Below are 20,244 nucleotides of genomic sequence, written 5' to 3'. Positions count from 1 at the left end.
GCTGCCATGAAGTCTCCAGCGCCCTGTCTGGTCAGGCATTCGGGAGTTGCCAAGCCCCAACGGCCACCCCTGCCGGGGCTGCTCCTGGTCGGCCTGCTGGCCGTGCCTGGGGTCTTGGTCGCGGCAACGCCCAGCATCCAGATCGACGGCCTCAACGCCACCCAACTGCAGAATGCCCGTGCCTTCCTCGGCCTCAGCGGACTCAAGTGCGACACGGCCCAGTGGCGTCTGCAAAGCGCCCTGGACAAGGCCCCGCAGGAGATTACCCAGGGCTTGCAGGCACTGGGCCATTACCGGCCCAAGATCAGCGGCGGCCAGCTTAAGCGCGAGGCGGGCTGCTGGTCGGTCAATTACCGGGTGGACCCCGGCACGCCGGTAAAGCTGGCCGAGGTCGATGTCCAAATCCAGGGCGAGGCCAGTGATGATCGTCGCTTTGCCCGCCTGCTGCGCGATCTGCCCCTGAAGCCCGGCCAGGTGCTCAATCACGGTGCCTATGAAGACCTGAAGACCCAACTGCTGTCCCTGGCCAGCCAGCGGGGTTATTTCGAGGCCCGCTTCAGCGACCACCGCCTGCTGATCAAGCCCTCCAGCGGCCAGGCCTGGGTCCATCTCAGACTGCAATCGGGCAGCAGATACCGCTTCGGCCAGATCAGCTACCAGCAAGAGGGCCTGAATGAGGCCCTGCTGCGCCGTTACGAGGACTTTGAGCCGGACGAGCCCTTCAGCACCAATAAGCTCAACCGCTTCCAGCAGGCCCTGATGGCCAGCAACTATTTCGATAATGTCATGGTCAAACCACAACAGGACCGGGCCAGCAAGCGGGTCAATCTCGAAGTGGAACTGACCGGGCGCAAGCAGCTGGCCTACGGCATAGGGCTGGGCTTCAGCACCGACGAAGGCCCCCGCGCCAGCTTCGATTTTGAAAAACGCTACGTCAACAAGCGCGGCCATCGCTTCCGCACCTCGGGCAAGCTCTCTGCCATCGGCGGCAACCTGATCAGCTCCTATGCCATTCCCCTGGATGACCCCACCCAGGAATGGCTGACCTTCTCTGGTCAGTTCGAACAAGAAGAAACCGACAGCAGCGACCGCTACACCTTCTCCCTGGGTGCCAAGATGACCAGTGATCTGGGTAACAACTGGCTGCAAACCCTGGCTTTGGATCTGATGCACGAGGAATACGAGGTAGGCAGCCTCAAGGACCACGCCACGCCCCTGGTGCCCTCCATCAGCTGGGAACAGACCCGGCGCAAGGGCCGCAACCTGATCCGCGAGGGGCACCAATTCAAGCTGAAACTGGCGGCAGCGCCGGTGGACTTCTCCAACGGCTCGCGCTTCGTCCAGGCAGAAGGCTCGGCCTTTTGGATCGGCACCCCCTGGGAGAATGGCCGCATCCTGGCCCGTGGCCAGCTGGGCGCCACCTGGGCCGAGGATGCCGAGCGGCTGTCGGTGTCCCACCGCTTCTTTGCCGGTGGTGATCGCAGCATCCGGGGTTACGACTTTGAAAGCCTGGGGCCAAAAAACCCCAGCGGCGAGGTCATCGGTGGCACCTACCTCGCCGTGGCCAGCCTGGAGTACGAACACCGCGTCCTGTCCGACTGGGCGGTGGCGGCCTTCGTCGATAGCGGCAACGCCTATGACGATGACCTGAACGACATCTACACCGGTGTCGGCCTGGGTCTGCGCTGGTTCTCGCCCATAGGCCCGATCAAGCTGGACCTGGCCCACCCCCTGGACGACCCGGACAATGATTTCCGCGTACACCTATCCATAGGACCGGAGTTCTGACTCCACATGGCGGATGCGGGCTTTGTAAAGGGGGGGGGGAAGTAGGCCTCCCCCTTTATTAAAAAGGGGATTGAGGGGGATTTTGGCCTCCCCCTTTGCAATCCACCCGTCTGCCGAGTTAGCCCCAGGGAACCACCCCATTGCCTCAAACCTCAGCCTCATCCCCCCTGGCACGCAACATCCTGCGCCTTGTCTGGCGTCGCCTGCTGGCACCGGCGCTGCTGTTGGCCTTGGGCCTGCCCGCGCTGCTGTTGGGCCTGGCCGCCAGCGAGTCGGGCAGCCGTGGCCTGCTGATCCTGGCCCAGTCCTTCACCCCCCTGCGCATCCCCGCCGAGGGCATCCAGGGCAGCCTGCTTGGCGAGCTGCAACTCAAGCGGCTGCACTATGCCGCTGAAAACGGCCAGCGCCTGGATTTGGCCCAGCTGCGCCTGCAATGGAACCCCGCCGCCCTGTTGCAGGGCCGTCTGCACCTGCAGGCCCTGGAGCTGCAGGGGCTGAACCTGCAACTGGCGCAGACCGATGCCGATGCCGAGCCAGAGGCCACGCCAGCCTTCCAACTGCCCGCATTGCCCCTGGCCCTACAGCTTGATCTTCTGGTACTGGAGCAGGCCCAGCTGCGGCTGGGGGAGCAGCGGCATCGGCTTGAGCGCCTGCAGCTGAGCGCCCACAGCCGGGGCCAGCAGCTGATCATCGACCGGCTGCGGCTGGATCAGGCCGGGCCCATGCGCCAGCTCAATCTACAGGGCGGCGTGGAGCTGCGCGCCCCCTACCCCATCAATATCGGCCTGGCCCTGGCCGCCGAGCACCAGCAGACCGGGACGATCGGGGCCGAGGTCCGGCTCACAGGCCATCTGCAGGACTACCGGCTGGAGGCCAGCGCCCATTTCAGCGGGGCGCAACTGCCCGCCGTCCAAGCGCGGCTTCAGGCCCGAGGTGATTTGCAGCGGCTGCGTATCGAGCAACTTCGGCTGGCGACCCTACAGGGGCAGCTGCAACTAGAGGGCCAGCTGGGCTGGCAGCCGCAGCTGAGCTGGGACCTGCGGCTGGAGGCCCAGCAGCTGCAGCCGGGCAGCCATTGGCCGGAGATCCCCGGCCGCCTCTCCGGCCGCATCCACAGCCAGGGTCTGCTGGATGCCCAGGGGCCACGTTTTGAGGCCCAGATCGAACGACTGCAAGGGGAGATCAACCAGCAACAGCTGTCAGGCTCCGGCCAGCTCAGCTATGCCGCCCAGCGTCTGCAGATAGATCAATTGCAGCTCCAGGCCGGTGATAACCGCCTGCAACTGCAGGGCAGTCTGGCTGAACAGGCGGACTTTCAGCTGCAACTAGAGGCCAACCACCTGGCCGAGCTGCTACCCCAGCTGCAAGGGCAAGTCCAGGCCAGCGGCCGGGTGCAGGGCCAGCTGAGCGCGCCCCAGCTACAGCTGGAGGCCAAGGCCAGCGACCTGGCCTATGGGCCGCAACGTATCGGTCGGCTGGAGGCCGCTATCCGCTGGCACCCGCAACGCCCCGAGGACTCCCACAGCCGCCTGCGCCTGGAGCAGATTTGGCTTGGCGAGACCCTGATCCAAAGGCTCCAGCTGGAGGGGCCGGGCAACCTGGCCAGTCACGACCTCAACCTGGAGCTGGCCATGATGCTGGCTGGCGAACAATCCGCTGAGGCCCTCAGCGGCAAACTGCGCCTCAAGGGCGGCTATGCCCCCCAGCTGCAAGGCTGGAGCGGCCAACTGCTCAGCGGTCATCTACAGCTCCCCCAGGTAGGTCAGTGGCGCCTGCAACAGCCCTTTGCCCTGCAGGCCAGCGCCAAGGAGACCCGGCTGGCGCCCCACTGCTGGCGCAACCAGGCCGCCTCCGCCTGTCTGCAGGCCGGGCTGGATGCCGCTGCCAAGCTATCGGGCCAATTCGATCTCAAGGGCGTCTCCCTGGCCCTGGCCCAGCCCTTTCTGCCCCAAGGCGACACCATCAGTGGCGAGCTGGACCTGACCGCCCGGCTGGGCGGTGATCTGACCGCGCCCCAAGTCGATCTGCGACTCAGCCTGCCCCAGGCCGATTACCGCCCCAAGCTGGACGCCACCCCGCTGCAATTGCAACTGCGCAAACTCCAGCTGCAGGCTCGCTTGCAGGGGCAGAGGCTACAGGGCGACTACCGTTTTGAATTACGCGCCAACAGCCGCAAGGAACAGGGCCAATGGGGCCAGAACAGCGGTCGTCTGGGCCTGGACCTGGGCCAAACCCCGGCCTTTCGCGACAGCCAGCTGCGCCTGGACCTGCCTGATATCAGCCCCCTGGCGGTGTTCCTGCCCAATATCCAGGACCTTAAGGGCCGTCTGGCCGTGCAGCTGGACCTGAACGGTCCCCTGCAACAACCTCGTATCAAGGGCGAGGCCCACCTGCAGCAGGCCGGGCTCAAGGTGCCAGACCTGGGCATCCAGGTGCAGGACATCGAGCTGCGCCTGGGCTCGACCGCCGGCACACCCCTGAACATCAACGGTCAGGCCCGCTCCGGCAACGGCCGACTCCAGCTATCCGGCCAGCTGGACCCCAGCGCCACGCCCCTGCGCCTGGCGCTGAACATCCGTGGCGAGCGCTTTCAGGTGGCGCGCATCCCCCTGGTTGAAGCGGAGATCAGCCCGGACCTGGCGCTCAACCTGCGCGACAACCGGCTGCGCCTGAGCGGCAAGCTGCATCTGCCCAAGGCCATCATCGGCCTCAAGGAAATCCCCCAAGGCTCGGTGGCCCTGTCTGACGACGCCGTGATCCTGGACGAGAAAGACAAACCACAGAAAAAAGACCTGCCGGCGGCGCATATCGCCAGTCAGATACAGCTCAGCCTGGGGGATGAGGTACGCTTCAGCGGCTTTGGTCTGAAAACCGATATCCGTGGCGGCATGGAAATCAGCACCACGCCCGGCCACCCGCCCCAGGGCAACGGCACCCTCAGCCTAGTCAATGGCCAATTCAAGGCCTTCGGCCAGGACCTCAAGCTGGAACAGGGCCGCTTCCTCTTCGCCGGGCCGCTAAACAGGCCGAGCCTGGACATACGCGCCGTACGCGCCGATCTCACCGACATCAAGGCCGGGGTACTGGTCAGTGGCCAAGCCAGCAACCCCAGGGTGGAGGTCTTCTCCCTGCCGACAAAATCCACCGCCGAGGCCCTAGCCTACCTGCTCACCGGCTCCGGCCTGTCATCCTCCAGCTTCGACGAGGCCGCCGCCATCCGCAGCGCCGCCTGGTCCATGGAACGGGCCGGGGCCAACATGCTCACCAACTCCATCGCCAAGAAACTGGGTCTGAGCGAGGTCAGCTTCGGCGGCGACAGCCTGGAAGACAGCGCCCTGAGTGTAGGCAAACGCCTCAGCCCTGACCTCTACGTGCGCTACGTGCAAAACCTGTTCGACAACGAATCCACCGTGGAACTGGCCTACAAGCTGAACAAGATGCTGGACATCAAGCTCTATGGCGGTAGCAATCAGGGGGTGGACCTCTATTATCACCGGGAAAAATAGGTATCGAGGAAATTGGGGTCAGGACTAGAATAGAAGCCTTTAATCGGCTAAGTAACGATAAAATGGTTGAGTCTAGATTTTGACTATAAACCCTGTTCGTAAGTACTCAGGCCATTAGGCTCCTCACCCCTTTGAATAAACGACTGTAGGGATGCGTCAGGTGGAACAGCTGTGGAAACTACCTCAGCCCTTGGCGACCGGTTATTGCCCCTAACCAAAGAGGGGGGTTTAATGGGTAGAGAATTGACCTTCCCCTTTGCAAAAGGGGGATTGAGGGGGATTCTGGCTGAAGAAATCCCCCCTACCCCCCTTTGCAAAGGGGGGAATTAGAGGCTCTGTCCTTAGAGATGAGAGTGAGGAGTAGTTACCCCTGTTCTTTCCTCCAAAGCTGGAAATGGCTATAATTCTAGACCTGACCCCGAACCGTGACCCCGAACCGTCTCCTGTCCTCCGTATGGGCTTGCTGCTAGAATACGGGTCTTGACAAGCTGAACGGATGGAAATTCGGATGAGCCGTTTTACTTCTAGCATCAAAATCCTGAACACTAGGAACTGGCCCTCTGCGGGCAAGGCCGCAGTGAGCTTTGGGCTTGTTGGCCTGGCATTGGCCGGCCCGCTGTTGGCCGATGGCTGTAACCCGCAACCCTTCTCCCGCTGGTTGGATGGGGTGCGGCAGGAGGCCAGGGCCCAGGGCATCTCCGGCAAGACCCTGGACCAGCTGGACGGCCTCGGCTACAGCAGCAAGGTCATTGCCATGGACCGCAAGCAGGGCGTCTTCGCCCAGACCTTTCTCACCTTTGCCGGGCGTATGGCCAACAACTACCGTCTGACCCACGGCAAGAAATACATGCGCGAATACGCCGACCTGTTCCAGCGCCTGGAGGCCGAATATGGGGTTCCGGCGGCGGTGATCACCGCCTTTTGGGCCCTGGAGACCGACTTCGGTGCCAATACCGGCAACTTTGATACCCTCACCGCCCTGGCCACCCTGGCCCATGATTGCCGTCGGCCCGAGCTGTTCCGGCCGCAGCTGCTCGCCGCCCTGGAGATCCTCGATCGGGGTTATCTGAGCCGGGAACAGATGAAGGGGGCCTGGGCCGGTGAGCTGGGACAGACCCAGTTTCTGCCCAGCGATTACCTCAAGCACGGTCAGGATGCCGATGGCGATGGCCGTATCGATCTGCTCAAGAGCAAGGCCGATGTGATTGCCTCCACCGCCAGTCACCTGGCCCATCTGGGCTGGCGCAAGGGCGAGCCCTGGCTGGAGGAGGTCAGCGTACCGGCCCAGCTGGACTGGGAGCAGGCCAACCTGGAGACCCTGCTGCCGGTGAGCACCTGGCTGCAATGGGGGGTGCGGCCCATCCGCGGCAAGCTGCGCGGTCAGAATCTCAAAGCCAGCCTGCTGCTGCCCATGGGCAAGGATGGCCCGGCCTTTCTTGCCTATGACAACTTCCGCATCTATACCGAGTGGAACAAGTCCCTGGTCTATGCCACCACCGCCGCCTACCTGGCCACACGCCTGGCTGGCGCAGGGAAGGTGGCTGTCGGCCGCGCCGAGGTGGCCAGCCTGAGTCTGGCGGAGACCAAGGCCCTGCAGCGCCTATTGCAGGATAAGGGCCATGACGTGGGCAAGATCGATGGCATCATCGGTGCCGGGACCCGTGCTGCGGTGCGCGCCGAGCAAAAACGCCTGGGTCTGCCCGCCGATGGCTACCCCACCCAACCCTTGCTGGCCGCCTTGCAGGGTGACCCGACAGCGGCCAGCAGGGCCTTGCCCCCTTCCGCTGGCTATTCTGCGCCATTTATTCATTGAGTGTAATTGCTACCCGTCATTCCGGCAGGGATTGCCGGAATCCATTTGCCAGGGATGCTAAGGCCTGACCCCGGTGCAGCCTGGTATCCATGGCAAGCCCGCTCCCGCCGGGCCTACCCTATTGATCGGGTAAAAAATGACCCGCTTGAGCTGGAACAAATGGGTAAAGCTCCCGTTACCATTAAGTTACTTTTCGCGAGTAATATCCGGATCCTTGGGGCTGATCCAGAAATCAGACCCTCTTGAATATCGATAACAGTATGAGTGAGAGTGGAAAACCTCTGTATATCTGCCTGATCAGCGTACACGGTCTGATCCGTGGCCATGACCTGGAACTGGGGCGGGATGCCGATACCGGCGGCCAGACCAAATACGTGGTGGAGCTGGCTCGCACCCTGGCAGAGAACCCCCAGGTGGACCAGGTGGACCTGCTGACCCGGCTGGTGGAGGACGATCTGATCAGCCCGGATTACGCTCTACCGGTAGAAGAAGTGCAGCCGGGCTTTCGTATCATCCGCATCGCTGCCGGCCCGCCGGGCTACATCTACAAGGAGCACCTCTGGGACCACCTGGACAGCTTCATCGATAACAGCCTGAACCATCTGCGCCAGCAAGCACGGCTGCCAGATCTGCTGCACAGTCATTATGCCGATGCCGGTTATGTAGGCAGCCGCATGGCCCTGATCCTGGATATCCCGCTGGTGCATACCGGCCACTCCCTGGGCCGGGTCAAGCGCCAGCGTCTGCTCGCCTCCGGCCTGTCCGCCAGCCAGATCGAGACCCGCTACCACATGGCCCGCCGTATCCAGGCCGAGGAGATGGCCCTGGCCACCGCCGAGCGGGTAATCACCAGCACCCATCAGGAGATCGAGGAGCAGTACGAGCTATACGACTACTACCAGCCGGAGCAGATGCGGGTCATCCCGCCGGGTACTGACCTGTCGCAGTTTCATCCGCCGGAGGGCAAGGAATGGCAATCGGCCATTGCCGCCGAGATCGGCCGTTTTCTGCGTGAACCAGAGCGGCCCATGATCCTGGCCCTGTCCCGCCCCGACCCGCGCAAGAACATCAGCGCCCTGGTGCGTGCCTATGGCGAGAGCAAGCCGCTACAGGAGGCGGCCAATCTGGTGCTGGTGGCGGGCAACCGCGATGACATCCAGGACCTGGAGGAAGGTGCCCAGGAGGTGCTCTCCGAACTGCTCATCCTGATCGACCACTATGATCTTTACGGCAAGGTGGCCTACCCCAAGCACCACAAGGCCGAGGACGTGCCCCTGATCTACCGCCTGGCCACCCTGTCCGGTGGTGTCTTCGTCAACCCAGCCCTGACCGAACCCTTTGGCCTGACCCTGATCGAGGCCGCCGCCAGCGGCCTGCCCCTGGTCGCCACTGAGGACGGTGGTCCCACGGATATCATCGGCAACTGCAACAACGGGGTGCTGATCAACCCCCTGGACCCTGCCGCCATTGCCGCCGGCATCGGCCAGGTGCTGTTCGACTGGGAGGGCTGGCAGCTGCATTCACGCCAGGGCCTGGAGGGGGTGCGTCGGCACTATTCCTGGGATGCCCACGTCGAGCACTATCTGGCCGAGACCCGCTCCCTGGCCGAGCGCACCTCGCCACCCCTGATCCGCCGCCCGGCCACCCAACGGCAGCAGACCTACAACAACCGGGCCATCTTCTCCGACCTGGATCAGAATCTGCTGGCCAATCCCGAGGCCCTGCCCGAGTTGATCCGCCTGCTGCGGCAAAACCGCAAGTGCGCCACCTTCGGCATTGCCACCGGGCGGCGGCTGGATTCCGCCCTGAAGGAGATGAAGCGCTACCAGATCCCCGAGCCGGACGTACTCATCACCAGCGGCGGTACCGAGATCTACTACGCCCCCAAGCTGACCAAGGACGAGGCCTGGTCGCGCCATATCGAAAAACAGTGGTCCCTGAAGAGCGTGCGCCGACGCCTGAACAGCCTGCCCGGCCTGGTGCTGCAACCCAAGTCCGAGCAGAGCCCGTTCAAGCTCAGCTACTACATCGACCCCAAGCAGGCCCCCTCGCTGGAGGAGATCAACCAGCTGCTGCATCAGGAGGAACTGGCCGCCAACGTGGTGCTCTCCTTTGGCCAGTATCTGGATGTGCTGCCGATCCGCGCCAGCAAGGGCATGGCCCTGCGCTACCTGGCCACCAGCTGGGGCCTGCCCCTGGAGCATGTCCTGGTGGCCGGCGGCTCCGGTGCCGATGAAGACATGATGCGTGGCAATACCATGGCCGTGGTGGTCGGCAACCGCCACCACGAGGAGCTGTCCAAGCTGGCCGACATCGACCGCATCTACTTTGCCCAGGGCGAGGGCGCGGCCGGCATCCTGGAGGCGATAGATCACTACCACTTCTTCCGCGACTGCGCGCTGCAACCCGAGGGGGCGGATTCGACCCGATGAAGCCCTCCCTGCGCCTGCTCGGCACCGACCTGGATCGCACCCTGCTGCCCAACGGGGTGCAGCCCGAATCACCCCAGGCCAGGCCCCTGTTCCGGCAGCTCTGCGCGCAGGCCGGGCTGACCCTGGCCTATGTCAGTGGCCGTGACAAGGATCTGGTGCAGCGGGCCATCTATTCCTACTCCCTGCCCCAGCCGGACTTCGTCATCAGCGACGTGGGCACCAATATCTACGATTTGCGCAACGGTGACTGGCAGTTGCTGAGCGACTGGCATGAACTCATCGCCCAGGACTGGAAGGGCCACAACCATGAACAGCTGTGTCAGCTGTTCAGCCCGGTGCGCGCCCTGCGCCTGCAGGAATACAGCAAGCAGAATACCTACAAGCTGAGCTATTACTTCAGCCTGCAAGACGATCAGGAACAACTCGACAGCCAGCTGAGCGACCTGCTGGAACAACGCGGGGTGGCCGCCAGCCTGGTCTGGAGCGTGGATGAACCGGCCGCCATCGGCCTGTTGGATGTGCTGCCGCGCCATGCCGACAAATACCACGCCCTGCACTATCTGCGCCGCCTGCTTGATCTACCGGTAGAATCCATCCTCTACGCCGGCGATAGCGGCAACGACCTGCCCCTGCTGATCTCATCGGTGCCCTCGGTGCTGGTGGCCAACGCCCACTCCAGCGTGCGCGACAAGGCCCGGGAGATGGCCGCGATCGCCGGCCACAGTGAACGATTACTGCTCGCCAGAGGCCTTGGGCAAATGAACGGCAACTACAGCGCCGGTATCCTGGAGGGGGTGGCGCATTTCTTCCCCGCAGCGGCCCAGCAGGTCTTGGGCCATGCGTGACAGGGATGATTGTTTCGTTCCGACCGCATCGGGTTACTGTGCGGCAGCCCTGGCAACTGTCGAATCCCGAGTGCCTGGATGTCCGTCCCTGTCAGAGCTTAGCGCTGGCATGATCACCCCTGGCGTTGTGGTCAACACCACAGGAGCAATACATGAACCCAGATCCCAGCACCCAACCTGTACTCTTCGGCGAAGTCCTGTTCGACTGCTTTGATGACGGCAGCCGGATACTCGGCGGAGCCCCCTTCAATGTCGCCTGGCACCTGCAGGGCTTCGGCCTGAGGCCCATACTGATCAGCCGGGTGGGCGATGACCCCCTGGGCCATCAGATCCGCCGCCGCATGATCGACTGGGGCATGAGCAGCGCCGGGCTGCAACTGGATTCCCGCTACCCTACCGGCGAGGTACAGGTCAGGATCCAGAACGGTCAACCCAGCTACGACATCGTCAGCGACCGCGCCTGGGACCACATAGAGGCAAGGGCCCTGCCGCCGCTGCGGCCCGGTCTGCTCTACCACGGCAGCCTGGGTCTGCGCAGCGATGACTCCGCCGCCTGCTTCGCCCGTCTCAGCCAGGACTGCCCGGTGCCGCGTTATTTCGACGTCAACCTGCGGTCACCCTGGTGGCAGGCCGAACAGGTGCTGCAACTGATCGGCCAGGCCCACTGGCTAAAGATCAACGACGAGGAGTTAAACAGCCTGGTCAGCCAGGGCGCGGACCTGGAGCAAAAGGCCAGCGCTCTGCTGCAAGACAACGGATTGCGCTGGATCATCGTCACCCAGGGTGCCGCCGGGGCCTTTGCCCTGGATGCCGAGGGCCATTTCAGCCAAGTCCGCCCAGAGGCCGATATCCAGGTGGTTGACACCGTTGGTGCCGGTGACGCCTTTGCCGCGGTCAGCCTGCTGGGCCTGACGCGCCACTGGCCTGCCGAGCTGATCCTCCAGCGCGCCCAGCAGTTCGCCTCGCTCATCGTCGGCCAACGCGGTGCCACCGCCGCCGACCCGCAGCTGTATAGCTGCCTGCACAAGACTTGGGAGCTGTAATATGTACGAACAGGTGTCCCACTCCCTGCTCAATGACATCCTCGACGCCCTCACGCCGGAGTTGCAGCGGCAGGACCTGCGCTATTTCTACACCCGCCTGGGGGCGAATTTTTACGCCATCTATTCCCTGTTCCATCATCTCTACGGCCAGCGTGAGGACTTTCAGGAGCAAATTATCCAGCTGGTGGAGGTAATGGCGCGGCGCTATGTGGAGCGCTCCGATGAGCTGTTGCAGACCGACCACGGTCGAGAGAAGGAGCACAACTGGTTTCTCAGTCAGGAGTGGGTGGCCATGGCCCTGTATGCCGATGGCTTTGCCGAGAACCTGCAAGGGGTCAGGGACCACGTTCCCTATTTTCAGGAGCTGGGGGTGAACATGGTGCACCTGATGCCCATGCTCAAATGCCCCAAGGGGGCTAGCGATGGCGGCTACGCGGTGAGCGATTTCCGTGACATCAATGCCCGCTACGGCAGCATGGACGACCTGCTGGAGCTGTCAGCCGAGTTGCGCCGACGTGAAATATTGTTGGTGCTGGATGTAGTGGTCAACCACACATCGGACGAACACGAGTGGGCCGAACGGGCCCGCCAAGGCGAGCAGAAATATCAGGATTACTACTACGTCTTCGCCAACCGTGACCTGCCCGACATGTTCGAGGAGACCATGCCGGAGATCTTCCCCGAGACCTCACCGGGTAACTTTACCTGGGATGCGCGGATGCAGCGCTGGGTGATGAGCGTGTTCAACAGCTATCAGTGGGACCTGAACTACAGCAACCCGGCGGTGTTCATCGAGATGATCGACATCCTGCTGTTCTGGGCCAACCGCGGTGCCGACGTGCTGCGCCTGGATGCCGTGGCCTTCCTCTGGAAGAAGGTCGGCACCAACTGCCAGAACCAGCGCGAGGCGCACCTATTACTGCAACTGATGAAGGACTGCTGTCAGGTCACAGCCCCTGGGGTATTGTTCATCGCCGAGGCCATAGTCGCCCCCTCGGAGATCATCAAATACTTCGGCGAGGACGCGGTCATCGCCAAGGAGTGCGAGATCGCCTACAACGCCACCTTCATGGCTCTGCTGTGGGACGCCACCGCCACCAAGAACGCGCGCCTGCTCAACCAGGGCATCCGCAGCCTGCCGCACAAGCTGGATCGGGCCACCTGGCTGAACTATGTGCGCTGCCATGACGACATCGGCCTGGGCTTTGACGATGAAGACATCCGCCGCGTGGGCTACGAACCCATCGCCCACCGGCGCTTTCTGGTGGACTACTTCACCGGCCAGTACGAGGACTCGGACGCCCGCGGCCAGCCCTTTGGCCGCAACGAGAAGACCGGCGACGCGCGCATCTCCGGCTCCCTGGCCTCGCTGGTAGGGCTGGAAACGGCGGTGGAGCGCAACGATGAGGCCGCCATCGACCGTTCCATACGTCAGATCCTGCTGCTGCATGGCATGATCCTGGCGTTCGGCGGCATCCCCCTGCTCTACTACGGCGATGAGATAGGCACCATCAACGACCGCAGCTTCCTTGAAGACCTGGAAAAGGCCAACGACAATCGATGGATGCACCGACCGCGCATCGACTGGGACAAGGCAGAGCAACGCCACCGCCACGGCTCGGTGGAGCAACGCCTGTTCGATGGCCTGAAGAAGCTGATCGAGATCCGCAAGACCATCCCCGCCTTTGCCGATTACAACAACCGTGAACTGCTGCAGGTAGAAAACCCGCACCTGTTCGCCTTCCTGCGCAACCACCCGGAGCACCTCAACGAGGTGATCCTGGTGGTGGCCAATTTCGATGCCCACCCGCAGTATCTCAACCTGGACGACCTGGGCCTGCGTGGCCGCTTCCATTTCCGCCAGATGCACAACCTGGCCGGCGGCAGCACCCCGGCCCTGTTCAAGGATCAGCTGGTGATCTCGCCCTTCAGCTTCTACTGGCTCAGCGACCAACGCAGCGCCGGGCTGATTTGACTCAAAACCGCCCCAGGGCCGGCCTGAGCCAGATGTTCACATAGGCGAGGAAGAAGGTGGCGAAGCTGAGGATCCAGATGGTCTGCGACAGGCCGATCATCAGGCCGTAGAGGCCAGGCAGCAGGATGGGGCCGAATACCCGGATCAGACCGCCGATGGCCAGGGCGTAGAAGATCGGCGTCAGTATCGGCAGCGGCTCCATCACGCTGCGGCCGCTGTGGCCCAGGCTGGCGCGGGCCATCATGCCCAGGGTGACCAGGCCGATACCGCCGTAGGTGATGGCATGCCAGGCGGCAAAGGGTGCCAGACCCTGCCAATCGGCCAGGGCCTTGAGCAGCAGCCCCAGGGTGACAAAGGCCAGTGCCGCCCAGAGCACCCAGATCAGCGAATGCCGCCACATACCCGGCGCATACCACCAGGCCAGGCGAAACAACTGCACCCCACCGGCCAGCAGGGCAAAGCCCGCCGTCCACAGCGAGGCCGGGGCCAGCATCTCCGCCAGCCAAAGGCCGAGGATGCCCACCAGGCTGGTCAGATCCACCCATTTGGCATTGCGCAGGCGATGATCCAGCCCCATGCCGCGCTCGATGAAGAAGGGGATCACGCGCCGTCCCATGGTGAACACCAGGGACATGAGGATCAGCACCCCGGTGTAGAGACCCATGCGCATACCATCCGCCACCAGCCCGGCCCAGCCGAGCAGGAACAGCACATTGCCCGCGCCCAGCAGCAACACCTTGGAACCGAAGATGGCCAGGTTGCGCCACTGCCGTACCCGGTACATGGGGCTGCAGGCCGCCGCCAGCAGGCCGGCGTAAAAGACCAGTTCGATCAGCAGGCTCAGCCACCAGGGGGCGTGCAGCAGGAAGGCCAGCCGCGCCGCGATCCAGGCTGCGGTGAGCAGCATCAGGGGCCTACCCTGGATGGTCTGGATCCCGGTCCAATTCATGATGGCGGTGAGCAGGAAGCCGGACACCACAGCAATGCCAAAGCCGAACACCATCTCATGGGCGTGCCAGTAGTTCGGTGTCATGCCCGCCGGTACCCAGTCCAGGTGCAGGAAGTACACCAGCATCCACAGGCCAGAGGCCAGCGCACCATAGAATGAGGCGAGCAAGAAGAAGGGGCGAAAGCCCAGCTCCCACAGGGCCAGGCGCTGCTTGGGCTTGGCCTCCTGTAAATGTAATACGGTCATTGGTTATCCTCTGGGGTCCGTGACTTGCGGACTCGATAGACAGGCTGAAGGCTAACTCTTGACCCCCACGCCACGGTCGAGCAGTCTGAGGCTAAATACGGCCAGGACCATGATGAAGATCAAGATCATACCCAGGGCAGTCCAGAGGGAAATATCGGAAACCCCGAGCAAACCAAAGCGAAAGGCATTGACCATGTAAAGCACCGGGTTGAACAGGGAGACCTGCTGCCAGAAGGGCGAGAGCAGATCGATGGAATAAAACACCCCACCCAGATAGGTCAGCGGGGTGAGAACAAAGTTGGGCACTATAGTGATGTCGTCAAAGCTCTTGGCATAGACGGCGTTGATGAAGCCGCCCAGGGCAAACAACACCGAGGTGAGCAGAAACACCACCAGGGTCACCGCCACCGAATGCAGCGGCGGGTCGGCAAACACAAAGGCCACCGCCATCACCAACAGGCCCACCACCATGCCACGGGCCACGCCGCCGCTGACAAAGCCCAGCAGCACCACCCAGTTGGGCATGGGCGAGACCAGCAGCTCCTCGATATGGTGCTGAAACTTGGCCTGATAGAAGGACGACACCACATTGGCGTAGCTGTTGGTGATCACCGCCATCAGGATCAGCCCCGGCACTATGTAATCGATATAGCGCACCCCGTCCATCTGGCCGATCTGCTCGCCGATCAGGCGGCCGAAGATGATGAAATACAGGGTGGTGGTAATGGCCGGCGGCAGCACCGTCTGTACCCAGATACGGGAGAAGCGCAGCACCTCCTTGATCACCAGGGTGCGGTAGGCAATCCAGTAGGGGTGCTCAGCCATTGGCCTTCTCCCGTCCCTGCTGCAACAGGCCGATGAACAGCTGCTCCAGACGATTCTGCTTGTTGCGCAGGCTGGCCACCTCTATGCCCTGGGCATCCAGATGGGCAAACACCCGATTCAGGCTCTGACCACGGCTGATGCACACCTCCACCACTCCAGGCTCGGGGTGCGCCAGCCAGTAATCCGGCAGGGGGGCCACCTGGGCCACCGGTTGTTTCAGGTTCAACATGAAGCTCTCGCTACTCAGCCGGGTAAGCAGTTCCTGGACGTTGGAATGCTCGACGATCTCCCCCTGGTTGATAATCGCCAGGGTGCGGCACAGGCTCTCGGCCTCTTCCAGGTAATGGGTGGTGAGGATGATACTCACCCCTTCCTCATTGATACCGCGCAGGTAGTCCCACATGGAGCGGCGGATTTCTATATCCACCCCGGCGGTGGGTTCGTCCAGGATCAGCAGGCGCGGTCGGTGCATCAGGGCGCGGGCGATCATCAGGCGTCGCTTCATGCCGCCGGACAGATCCCGTGCCTGCTCGGCACGCTTGTCCCACAGCTCCAGCTGCTTGAGATACTGCTCGGCCCGGCCCCAGGCCCGGCGCCGTGGGATGCCGTAATAACCGGCCTGATTTACCAGGATCTCGGCCACCGGCTCGAAGGGATTGAAGTTGAACTCCTGCGGCACCAGGCCGATCTGCCGCTTGACCCCGGCCGGATCACGCCGCAGGGAGTGGCCAAACACCTGCACATCGCCACCACCGGGGTTGACCAGGGAGCAGATGATGCCGATGGCGGTGGACTTGCCGGCCCCATTGGGACCAAGCAGGGCAAAGAAATCACCCTCGGCCATATCCAGGCTGATGCCCTTGAGCGCCTGCACCCCACCGGCGTAGGTCTTACTGAGGTTTTGAATGGAGAGCGCGTGCAAGATGATTGGTCTATATGGGTTCTGAACTTGGGACTGGGGTAGTTTGCTTAGCCTGTAGCCCGGATGCAGCGCAGCGGAATCCGGGCTTAGCGCTACGCGAAAAGGCTGGCATGATACCCCGCGCAGCACGCAGCGGCCAGTGGTAGCCGAGCCTGATCGCACAGGCGGACTGACCCAAATCAATGTATTTGTGTCCAGCAGGGGCTAGAGTTAAGCCATTGCCACATCGGGCCGACCTGGGGACACCGCAGGTGCGCATCCCGAGCTACCCAGTCAGTAGGAAGCTGAAGGCATGAACCCTTGCCAGCCTCACTCCGGCTAGGAGCCTGTCGGGTTTAGGTGCCCGTAGCGAGCAAGGTGGGAGAGCGAGAACAAATTTTCACGATTTTGAGGCGCATAGTGGACCTACGCAACGAAAAATCGGGGAAATTTGGGCCGTTCTTCCCACCGGCGCAGTAGGAGCATCCTAAATCCGACAGGCTCCTAGTATTTCCCGCTTAAGGAGCGTGATTCATGACCGACTACAGCCAATTCATTGCCATTGATCCCGATGTTCGTGGCGGCAAACCCTGCATCAAGGGTACGCGCATTACGGTGTACGACATCCTCGAATACATGGCAGGCGGGATGAGCGAGTCGGAAATCCTGACCGATTTCCCCAGCCTCCAGACGGTGCACTTGCGTGCTGCACTGGCCTTTGCCGCCCAGCGGGAGCGCCGTTTGGCAATGGGTGTGGCGCATGAAATTGCTGCTTGACTGTCACATACCCCGTGAAACCCGGCCGCCGCCTACTCATCTTCCTGCTGCTCAGCCTGGCCATTGCCTTGGCCAACGGCCTGTTTATCTACATCAACTACCAGTACGCCAGCAAGCAGCTGCACAACGAGCTGGCCCAGCAGCAGGACGCCTATGGCCGCGCCTTCCTCGCCCAGCAGAACAGCGCCACCGACAACCTGCTCATGCTCGCCTCCCTGGTCAGCAACAGCAGCAAGCTACAGCAGCTGTTTCTGGCCGGTAAACGGGCGGTAGCCGCCGAGGGCGGCGGCCCCGGTGGCGAGCGGGCCGCCGCCCTGCGCCAGGCCTTGCTGGAAGAGATCGGCCCCAGCTGGAACAAGATCATGCAGGACCTCAAGGGCCGCCAGCTGCATTTTCATCTGGCCCCCGGCTCACTGAGCTTTCTGCGCGTGCATCGGCCGGACAAGTTCGGCGACCGCATGGACAATACCCGCTTCACCATTGTCGATACCAACCGCGAACAACGCCCCAGGGTCGGTTTCGAGACCGGTCGGGTCTATGCCGGTCTGCGCGGCGTGGTGCCGGTCTGGGCCACAGACCCGGACAGTGGCAAGCCGGTGCATGTGGGCGCGCTGGAGGCTGGCAGCTCCTATGCCAACCTGCTGCAAAGCATGGACCGCCACTTCAACATGGGCGCTGCGGTGCTGCTCACCCGCGCCCACATCGAGGGCGCGGTGTGGCCAAAATTCATCCGGCAGAAATACGGCCCGCCCATACCCGGCTGTGATTGCTATCTGGAGGAGACCTCTCGCCCCGAGGTGCGCGACATCATCCAGGCGGCCATCACCCAATCCGGCCCCCTGTTCCGTGATTCCAAGGTGCGTCTGCTGCGCCGGCAGGGGCGCACCCTGGCCCTGTACGGCCTGCCCATCCGGGACTACCTGGGCAGCAAACAGCCGCAACGGCCAGCGGTGGGCCAGGCCCTGTTCTGGCGTGATATCAGCGATCTGATGGCCAGTTTCGAGCAGGGCCTGTGGCGCAACATCGGCCTCGCCCTGCTCAGTTTTCTGCTGCTGGAGGCGTTGCTGTACGTCGCGCTTCGCGCCATCGGCCGCCGCCTGCAACACGAGGTGGAGCTGGCCACCCAGCGCCTGAACCAGGCCCAGCAGATAGCCCAGCTGGGCAATTGGGTGGTGGAGCACGACACTGATGAGCTGTGGTGGTCGGATGAGGTGTACCACATCTTCAACCAAAAGCCCGGCCAATTCCGCCCCAGCCTTGAGGCCTTTTGGCAAATGATCCATCCACAGGACCGCAACCTGCTGCAACAGACCTACACCCACGCCATACTGGCCCATGAGGACTTTGCCCTGGAGCACCGCCTGCTGTTGGCGGACGATCAGATCAAATGGGTGCAACTACGCGGCCACAGCCTCTATGCCGAAAACGGCCGCCCCCTGAGCACCCACGGCACCCTGCAGGACATCAGCGAAACCAAGCGCCTGCAACGCCAGATGGAGGACGCCTGGGCCAGGGCCGAGGCGGCCAATCAGGCGAAGAGTGAATTCCTGGCCAACATGAGCCACGAGATCCGCACCCCGATGAACGGCGTCATCGGCATGACCAACCTACTGCTGGACGAGCCCCTCAGCCCCAGCCAGCGGGAGCAGGCCGAGACCATCAAGACCAGCGCCGAATCCCTGCTGGTGATCATCAACGACATCCTCGATTTCTCCAAGATCGAGTCCGGCAAGCTGAACCTGGAATCGGTCAACTTCGACTTGCCCCGTCTGCTGCACGACATCGCCGCCCTGATGCGGGTTAGCACCGAAGACAAGGGCCTGCTGCTGCAACTGGACCTGGCCGACGATCTGCCCCAGTGGTGCCGGGGCGACATGGGGCGGATTCGCCAGATTCTGGTCAACCTGCTCAACAATGCCATCAAATTTACCGAAAGCGGCAGCATCCGCCTCAGCTGCCGCCGCCTGCAACCGGATTCAGACCCCCATTGGCTGCATTTCAGCGTCCAGGACAGCGGCATTGGCATGAGCCGGGAGCAGCAGGAGGGGCTGTTCCAGCGTTTCAGCCAGGCCGACAGTTCGACCACGCGCAAGTACGGCGGCACCGGCCTGGGGCTGGCCATCAGCAAACAACTGACGGAATTGATGGGCGGTCAGATGGCGGTGGAAAGCCAGCTTGGGCAAGGCTCCACCTTCAGCTTCAGCCTCCCCCTGGGCGCAGGCCAGGCCCAGGCCAAGGACAGCGGGCCAAACCTGCGCACAGGCTTCAGCGCACGGGTGCTGGTGGTGGATGACGTCAGTACCAATCAACTGGTGGCCCGCGGCCTGCTCGAACGCATGGGGCTTGAGGTGGACTGCGCCAACAACGGTGCCGAGGCCCTGCAACGGCTGAGCGAGGACGATTACGACCTGGTGTTCATGGACGCCCAGATGCCGGTGATGGACGGCTACCAGGCGGCGCGGCGCATCCGTGACCCCGCAAGCCCGGTGCGTAACCACCAGATAGCCCTGATCGCCATGACCGCCAACGCCATGGAGGGCGCGCGCGAGGCCTGCCTTGAGGCGGGCATGGACGACTACATCAGCAAGCCGGTCCAGCCAGACCAGCTCCAGGCCATGCTGCAACGCCACCTGGTCGAGGCCCAGCAGACCAGAGTGGCCGATACCAGCGAGCTGCCAGCGCCCCCACCAGCGCCCCTGTTCGATTACCACCAGTGCCTACAGCAGATGATGATGGGCGATGCCGAGATCATGACCCAGGTACTCAAGGATCTGCAGCAGGGCCTGCCACAGATGCAGCAACAGCTACAGCAGGCCGTGACGGCGCAGGATGCCCAGGCCATAGGCCGCCTGGCGCACAAGATCAAGGGGGCGGCAAGCAACCTGGGGGCCAGCCACTTCTGCGCCCTGGCCCAGCGCCTGGAGCTGGCAGGCAAAGCGGAAAGGTTGGAGGACACGGCAGGCCTCATGGCCCAGCTGGAACCCCTGCAGCAGCGGCTGCAAGGGGATATTGAGCGGGCCATTGAGCAACTCAGGCAGGGCTCGAGCTAACGGACATGGAGCGGGCGGCATCACCTCGGAACATGAAGCCCCCCTAGCGCGGGGTTCGGGACTGGGGACGCGGGAGTTGCCACGGATATTTCAC

Annotated in this window: 12 protein-coding genes; 9 read left to right on the top strand and 3 right to left on the bottom strand. The window is 63.1% G+C overall.

Annotation, left to right across the window (positions count from 1 at the left end; genetic code table 11):
- Positions 1 to 6: 6 nt before the first annotated feature.
- The 7 genes from D5125_15595 to D5125_15565 all read left to right on the top strand — a co-directional run bounded on the left by D5125_15595 (position 7) and on the right by D5125_15565 (position 13,402).
- Positions 7 to 1,788 carry an outer membrane protein assembly factor gene (locus D5125_15595; GenBank protein ID QFY90769.1) on the top strand — a complete coding sequence of 594 codons (1,782 nt, stop codon included), beginning with the start codon at positions 7 to 9 and terminating at the stop codon, positions 1,786 to 1,788.
- Positions 1,789 to 1,928: 140 nt separating this feature from the next.
- Complete coding sequence (locus D5125_15590; protein QFY90768.1) at positions 1,929 to 5,294, top strand: translocation/assembly module TamB domain-containing protein; 3,366 nt, start codon at positions 1,929 to 1,931, stop codon at positions 5,292 to 5,294.
- Between the two features lie 508 nt (positions 5,295 to 5,802).
- On the top strand, positions 5,803 to 7,107 hold the full coding sequence (locus D5125_15585; protein QFY90767.1) for a lytic murein transglycosylase: 1,305 nt from the start codon (positions 5,803 to 5,805) through the stop codon (positions 7,105 to 7,107).
- Between the two features lie 260 nt (positions 7,108 to 7,367).
- Entirely contained in the window at positions 7,368 to 9,539 is a 2,172-nt protein-coding gene (locus D5125_15580) for an HAD-IIB family hydrolase (GenBank protein QFY90766.1), read from the top strand.
- Complete coding sequence (locus D5125_15575) at positions 9,536 to 10,384, top strand: HAD-IIB family hydrolase (GenBank protein QFY90765.1); 849 nt, start codon at positions 9,536 to 9,538, stop codon at positions 10,382 to 10,384. The genes D5125_15580 and D5125_15575 overlap by 4 nt, the downstream gene beginning before the upstream one ends.
- A 152-nt stretch (positions 10,385 to 10,536) precedes the next feature.
- The gene (locus D5125_15570; GenBank protein QFY90764.1) at positions 10,537 to 11,427 is read left to right on the top strand and encodes a carbohydrate kinase; all 891 of its coding nucleotides are present in this window, start codon (positions 10,537 to 10,539) and stop codon (positions 11,425 to 11,427) included.
- A 1-nt stretch (position 11,428) separates the two neighbouring features.
- Positions 11,429 to 13,402 carry an alpha-glucosidase C-terminal domain-containing protein gene (locus tag D5125_15565; GenBank protein ID QFY90763.1) on the top strand — a complete coding sequence of 658 codons (1,974 nt, stop codon included), beginning with the start codon at positions 11,429 to 11,431 and terminating at the stop codon, positions 13,400 to 13,402.
- A gap of 1 nt (position 13,403) precedes the next feature.
- Here the strand turns inward: D5125_15565 and D5125_15560 are convergent, their stop codons facing one another.
- Genes D5125_15560 through D5125_15550 form a run of 3 tightly spaced genes read right to left on the bottom strand, consistent with a single transcriptional unit; the run spans position 13,404 to position 16,347 of the window.
- Positions 13,404 to 14,597: an NnrS family protein gene (locus D5125_15560; protein QFY90762.1), complete on the bottom strand. Its 1,194-nt coding sequence runs from the start codon at positions 14,595 to 14,597 to the stop codon at positions 13,404 to 13,406.
- Between the two features lie 51 nt (positions 14,598 to 14,648).
- On the bottom strand, positions 14,649 to 15,422 hold the full coding sequence (locus D5125_15555) for an ABC transporter permease (GenBank protein ID QFY90761.1): 774 nt from the start codon (positions 15,420 to 15,422) through the stop codon (positions 14,649 to 14,651).
- Positions 15,415 to 16,347: an ABC transporter ATP-binding protein gene (locus D5125_15550; GenBank protein ID QFY91193.1), complete on the bottom strand. Its 933-nt coding sequence runs from the start codon at positions 16,345 to 16,347 to the stop codon at positions 15,415 to 15,417. The genes D5125_15555 and D5125_15550 overlap by 8 nt, the downstream gene beginning before the upstream one ends.
- A gap of 510 nt (positions 16,348 to 16,857) precedes the next feature.
- Between D5125_15550 and D5125_15545 the strand changes: the two genes are divergently transcribed.
- Positions 16,858 to 17,100 (top strand): DUF433 domain-containing protein, encoded by a 243-nt coding sequence (locus D5125_15545; GenBank protein ID QFY90760.1) that lies wholly within the window; start codon positions 16,858 to 16,860, stop codon positions 17,098 to 17,100.
- Entirely contained in the window at positions 17,097 to 20,150 is a 3,054-nt protein-coding gene (locus tag D5125_15540; GenBank protein ID QFY90759.1) for a response regulator, read from the top strand. Before D5125_15545 ends, D5125_15540 begins: the two co-directional genes overlap by 4 nt.
- Positions 20,151 to 20,244 lie beyond the last annotated feature (94 nt).

Origin of the sequence: gamma proteobacterium SS-5, assembly GCA_009497875.2 — a bacterium.
Lineage (GTDB): Bacteria > Pseudomonadota > Gammaproteobacteria > Chromatiales > Chromatiaceae > Magnetovirga > Magnetovirga frankeli.
This window is presented reverse-complemented; position numbering and strand designations above follow the sequence as displayed.

Bases quoted from the DNA above. Each gene is read 5' to 3' on its own strand.
- D5125_15595 (QFY90769.1), top strand. From the start codon at position 7: ATGAAGTCTCCAGCGCCCTGTCTGGTCAGGCATTCGGGAGTTGCCAAG.
- D5125_15585 (QFY90767.1), top strand. From the start codon at position 5,803: ATGAGCCGTTTTACTTCTAGCATCAAAATCCTGAACACTAGGAACTGG.
- D5125_15580 (QFY90766.1), top strand. From the start codon at position 7,368: ATGAGTGAGAGTGGAAAACCTCTGTATATCTGCCTGATCAGCGTACAC.
- D5125_15575 (QFY90765.1), top strand. From the start codon at position 9,536: ATGAAGCCCTCCCTGCGCCTGCTCGGCACCGACCTGGATCGCACCCTG.
- D5125_15570 (QFY90764.1), top strand. From the start codon at position 10,537: ATGAACCCAGATCCCAGCACCCAACCTGTACTCTTCGGCGAAGTCCTG.
- D5125_15565 (QFY90763.1), top strand. From the start codon at position 11,429: ATGTACGAACAGGTGTCCCACTCCCTGCTCAATGACATCCTCGACGCC.
- D5125_15560 (QFY90762.1), bottom strand. From the start codon at position 14,597: ATGACCGTATTACATTTACAGGAGGCCAAGCCCAAGCAGCGCCTGGCC.
- D5125_15555 (QFY90761.1), bottom strand. From the start codon at position 15,422: ATGGCTGAGCACCCCTACTGGATTGCCTACCGCACCCTGGTGATCAAG.
- D5125_15545 (QFY90760.1), top strand. From the start codon at position 16,858: ATGACCGACTACAGCCAATTCATTGCCATTGATCCCGATGTTCGTGGC.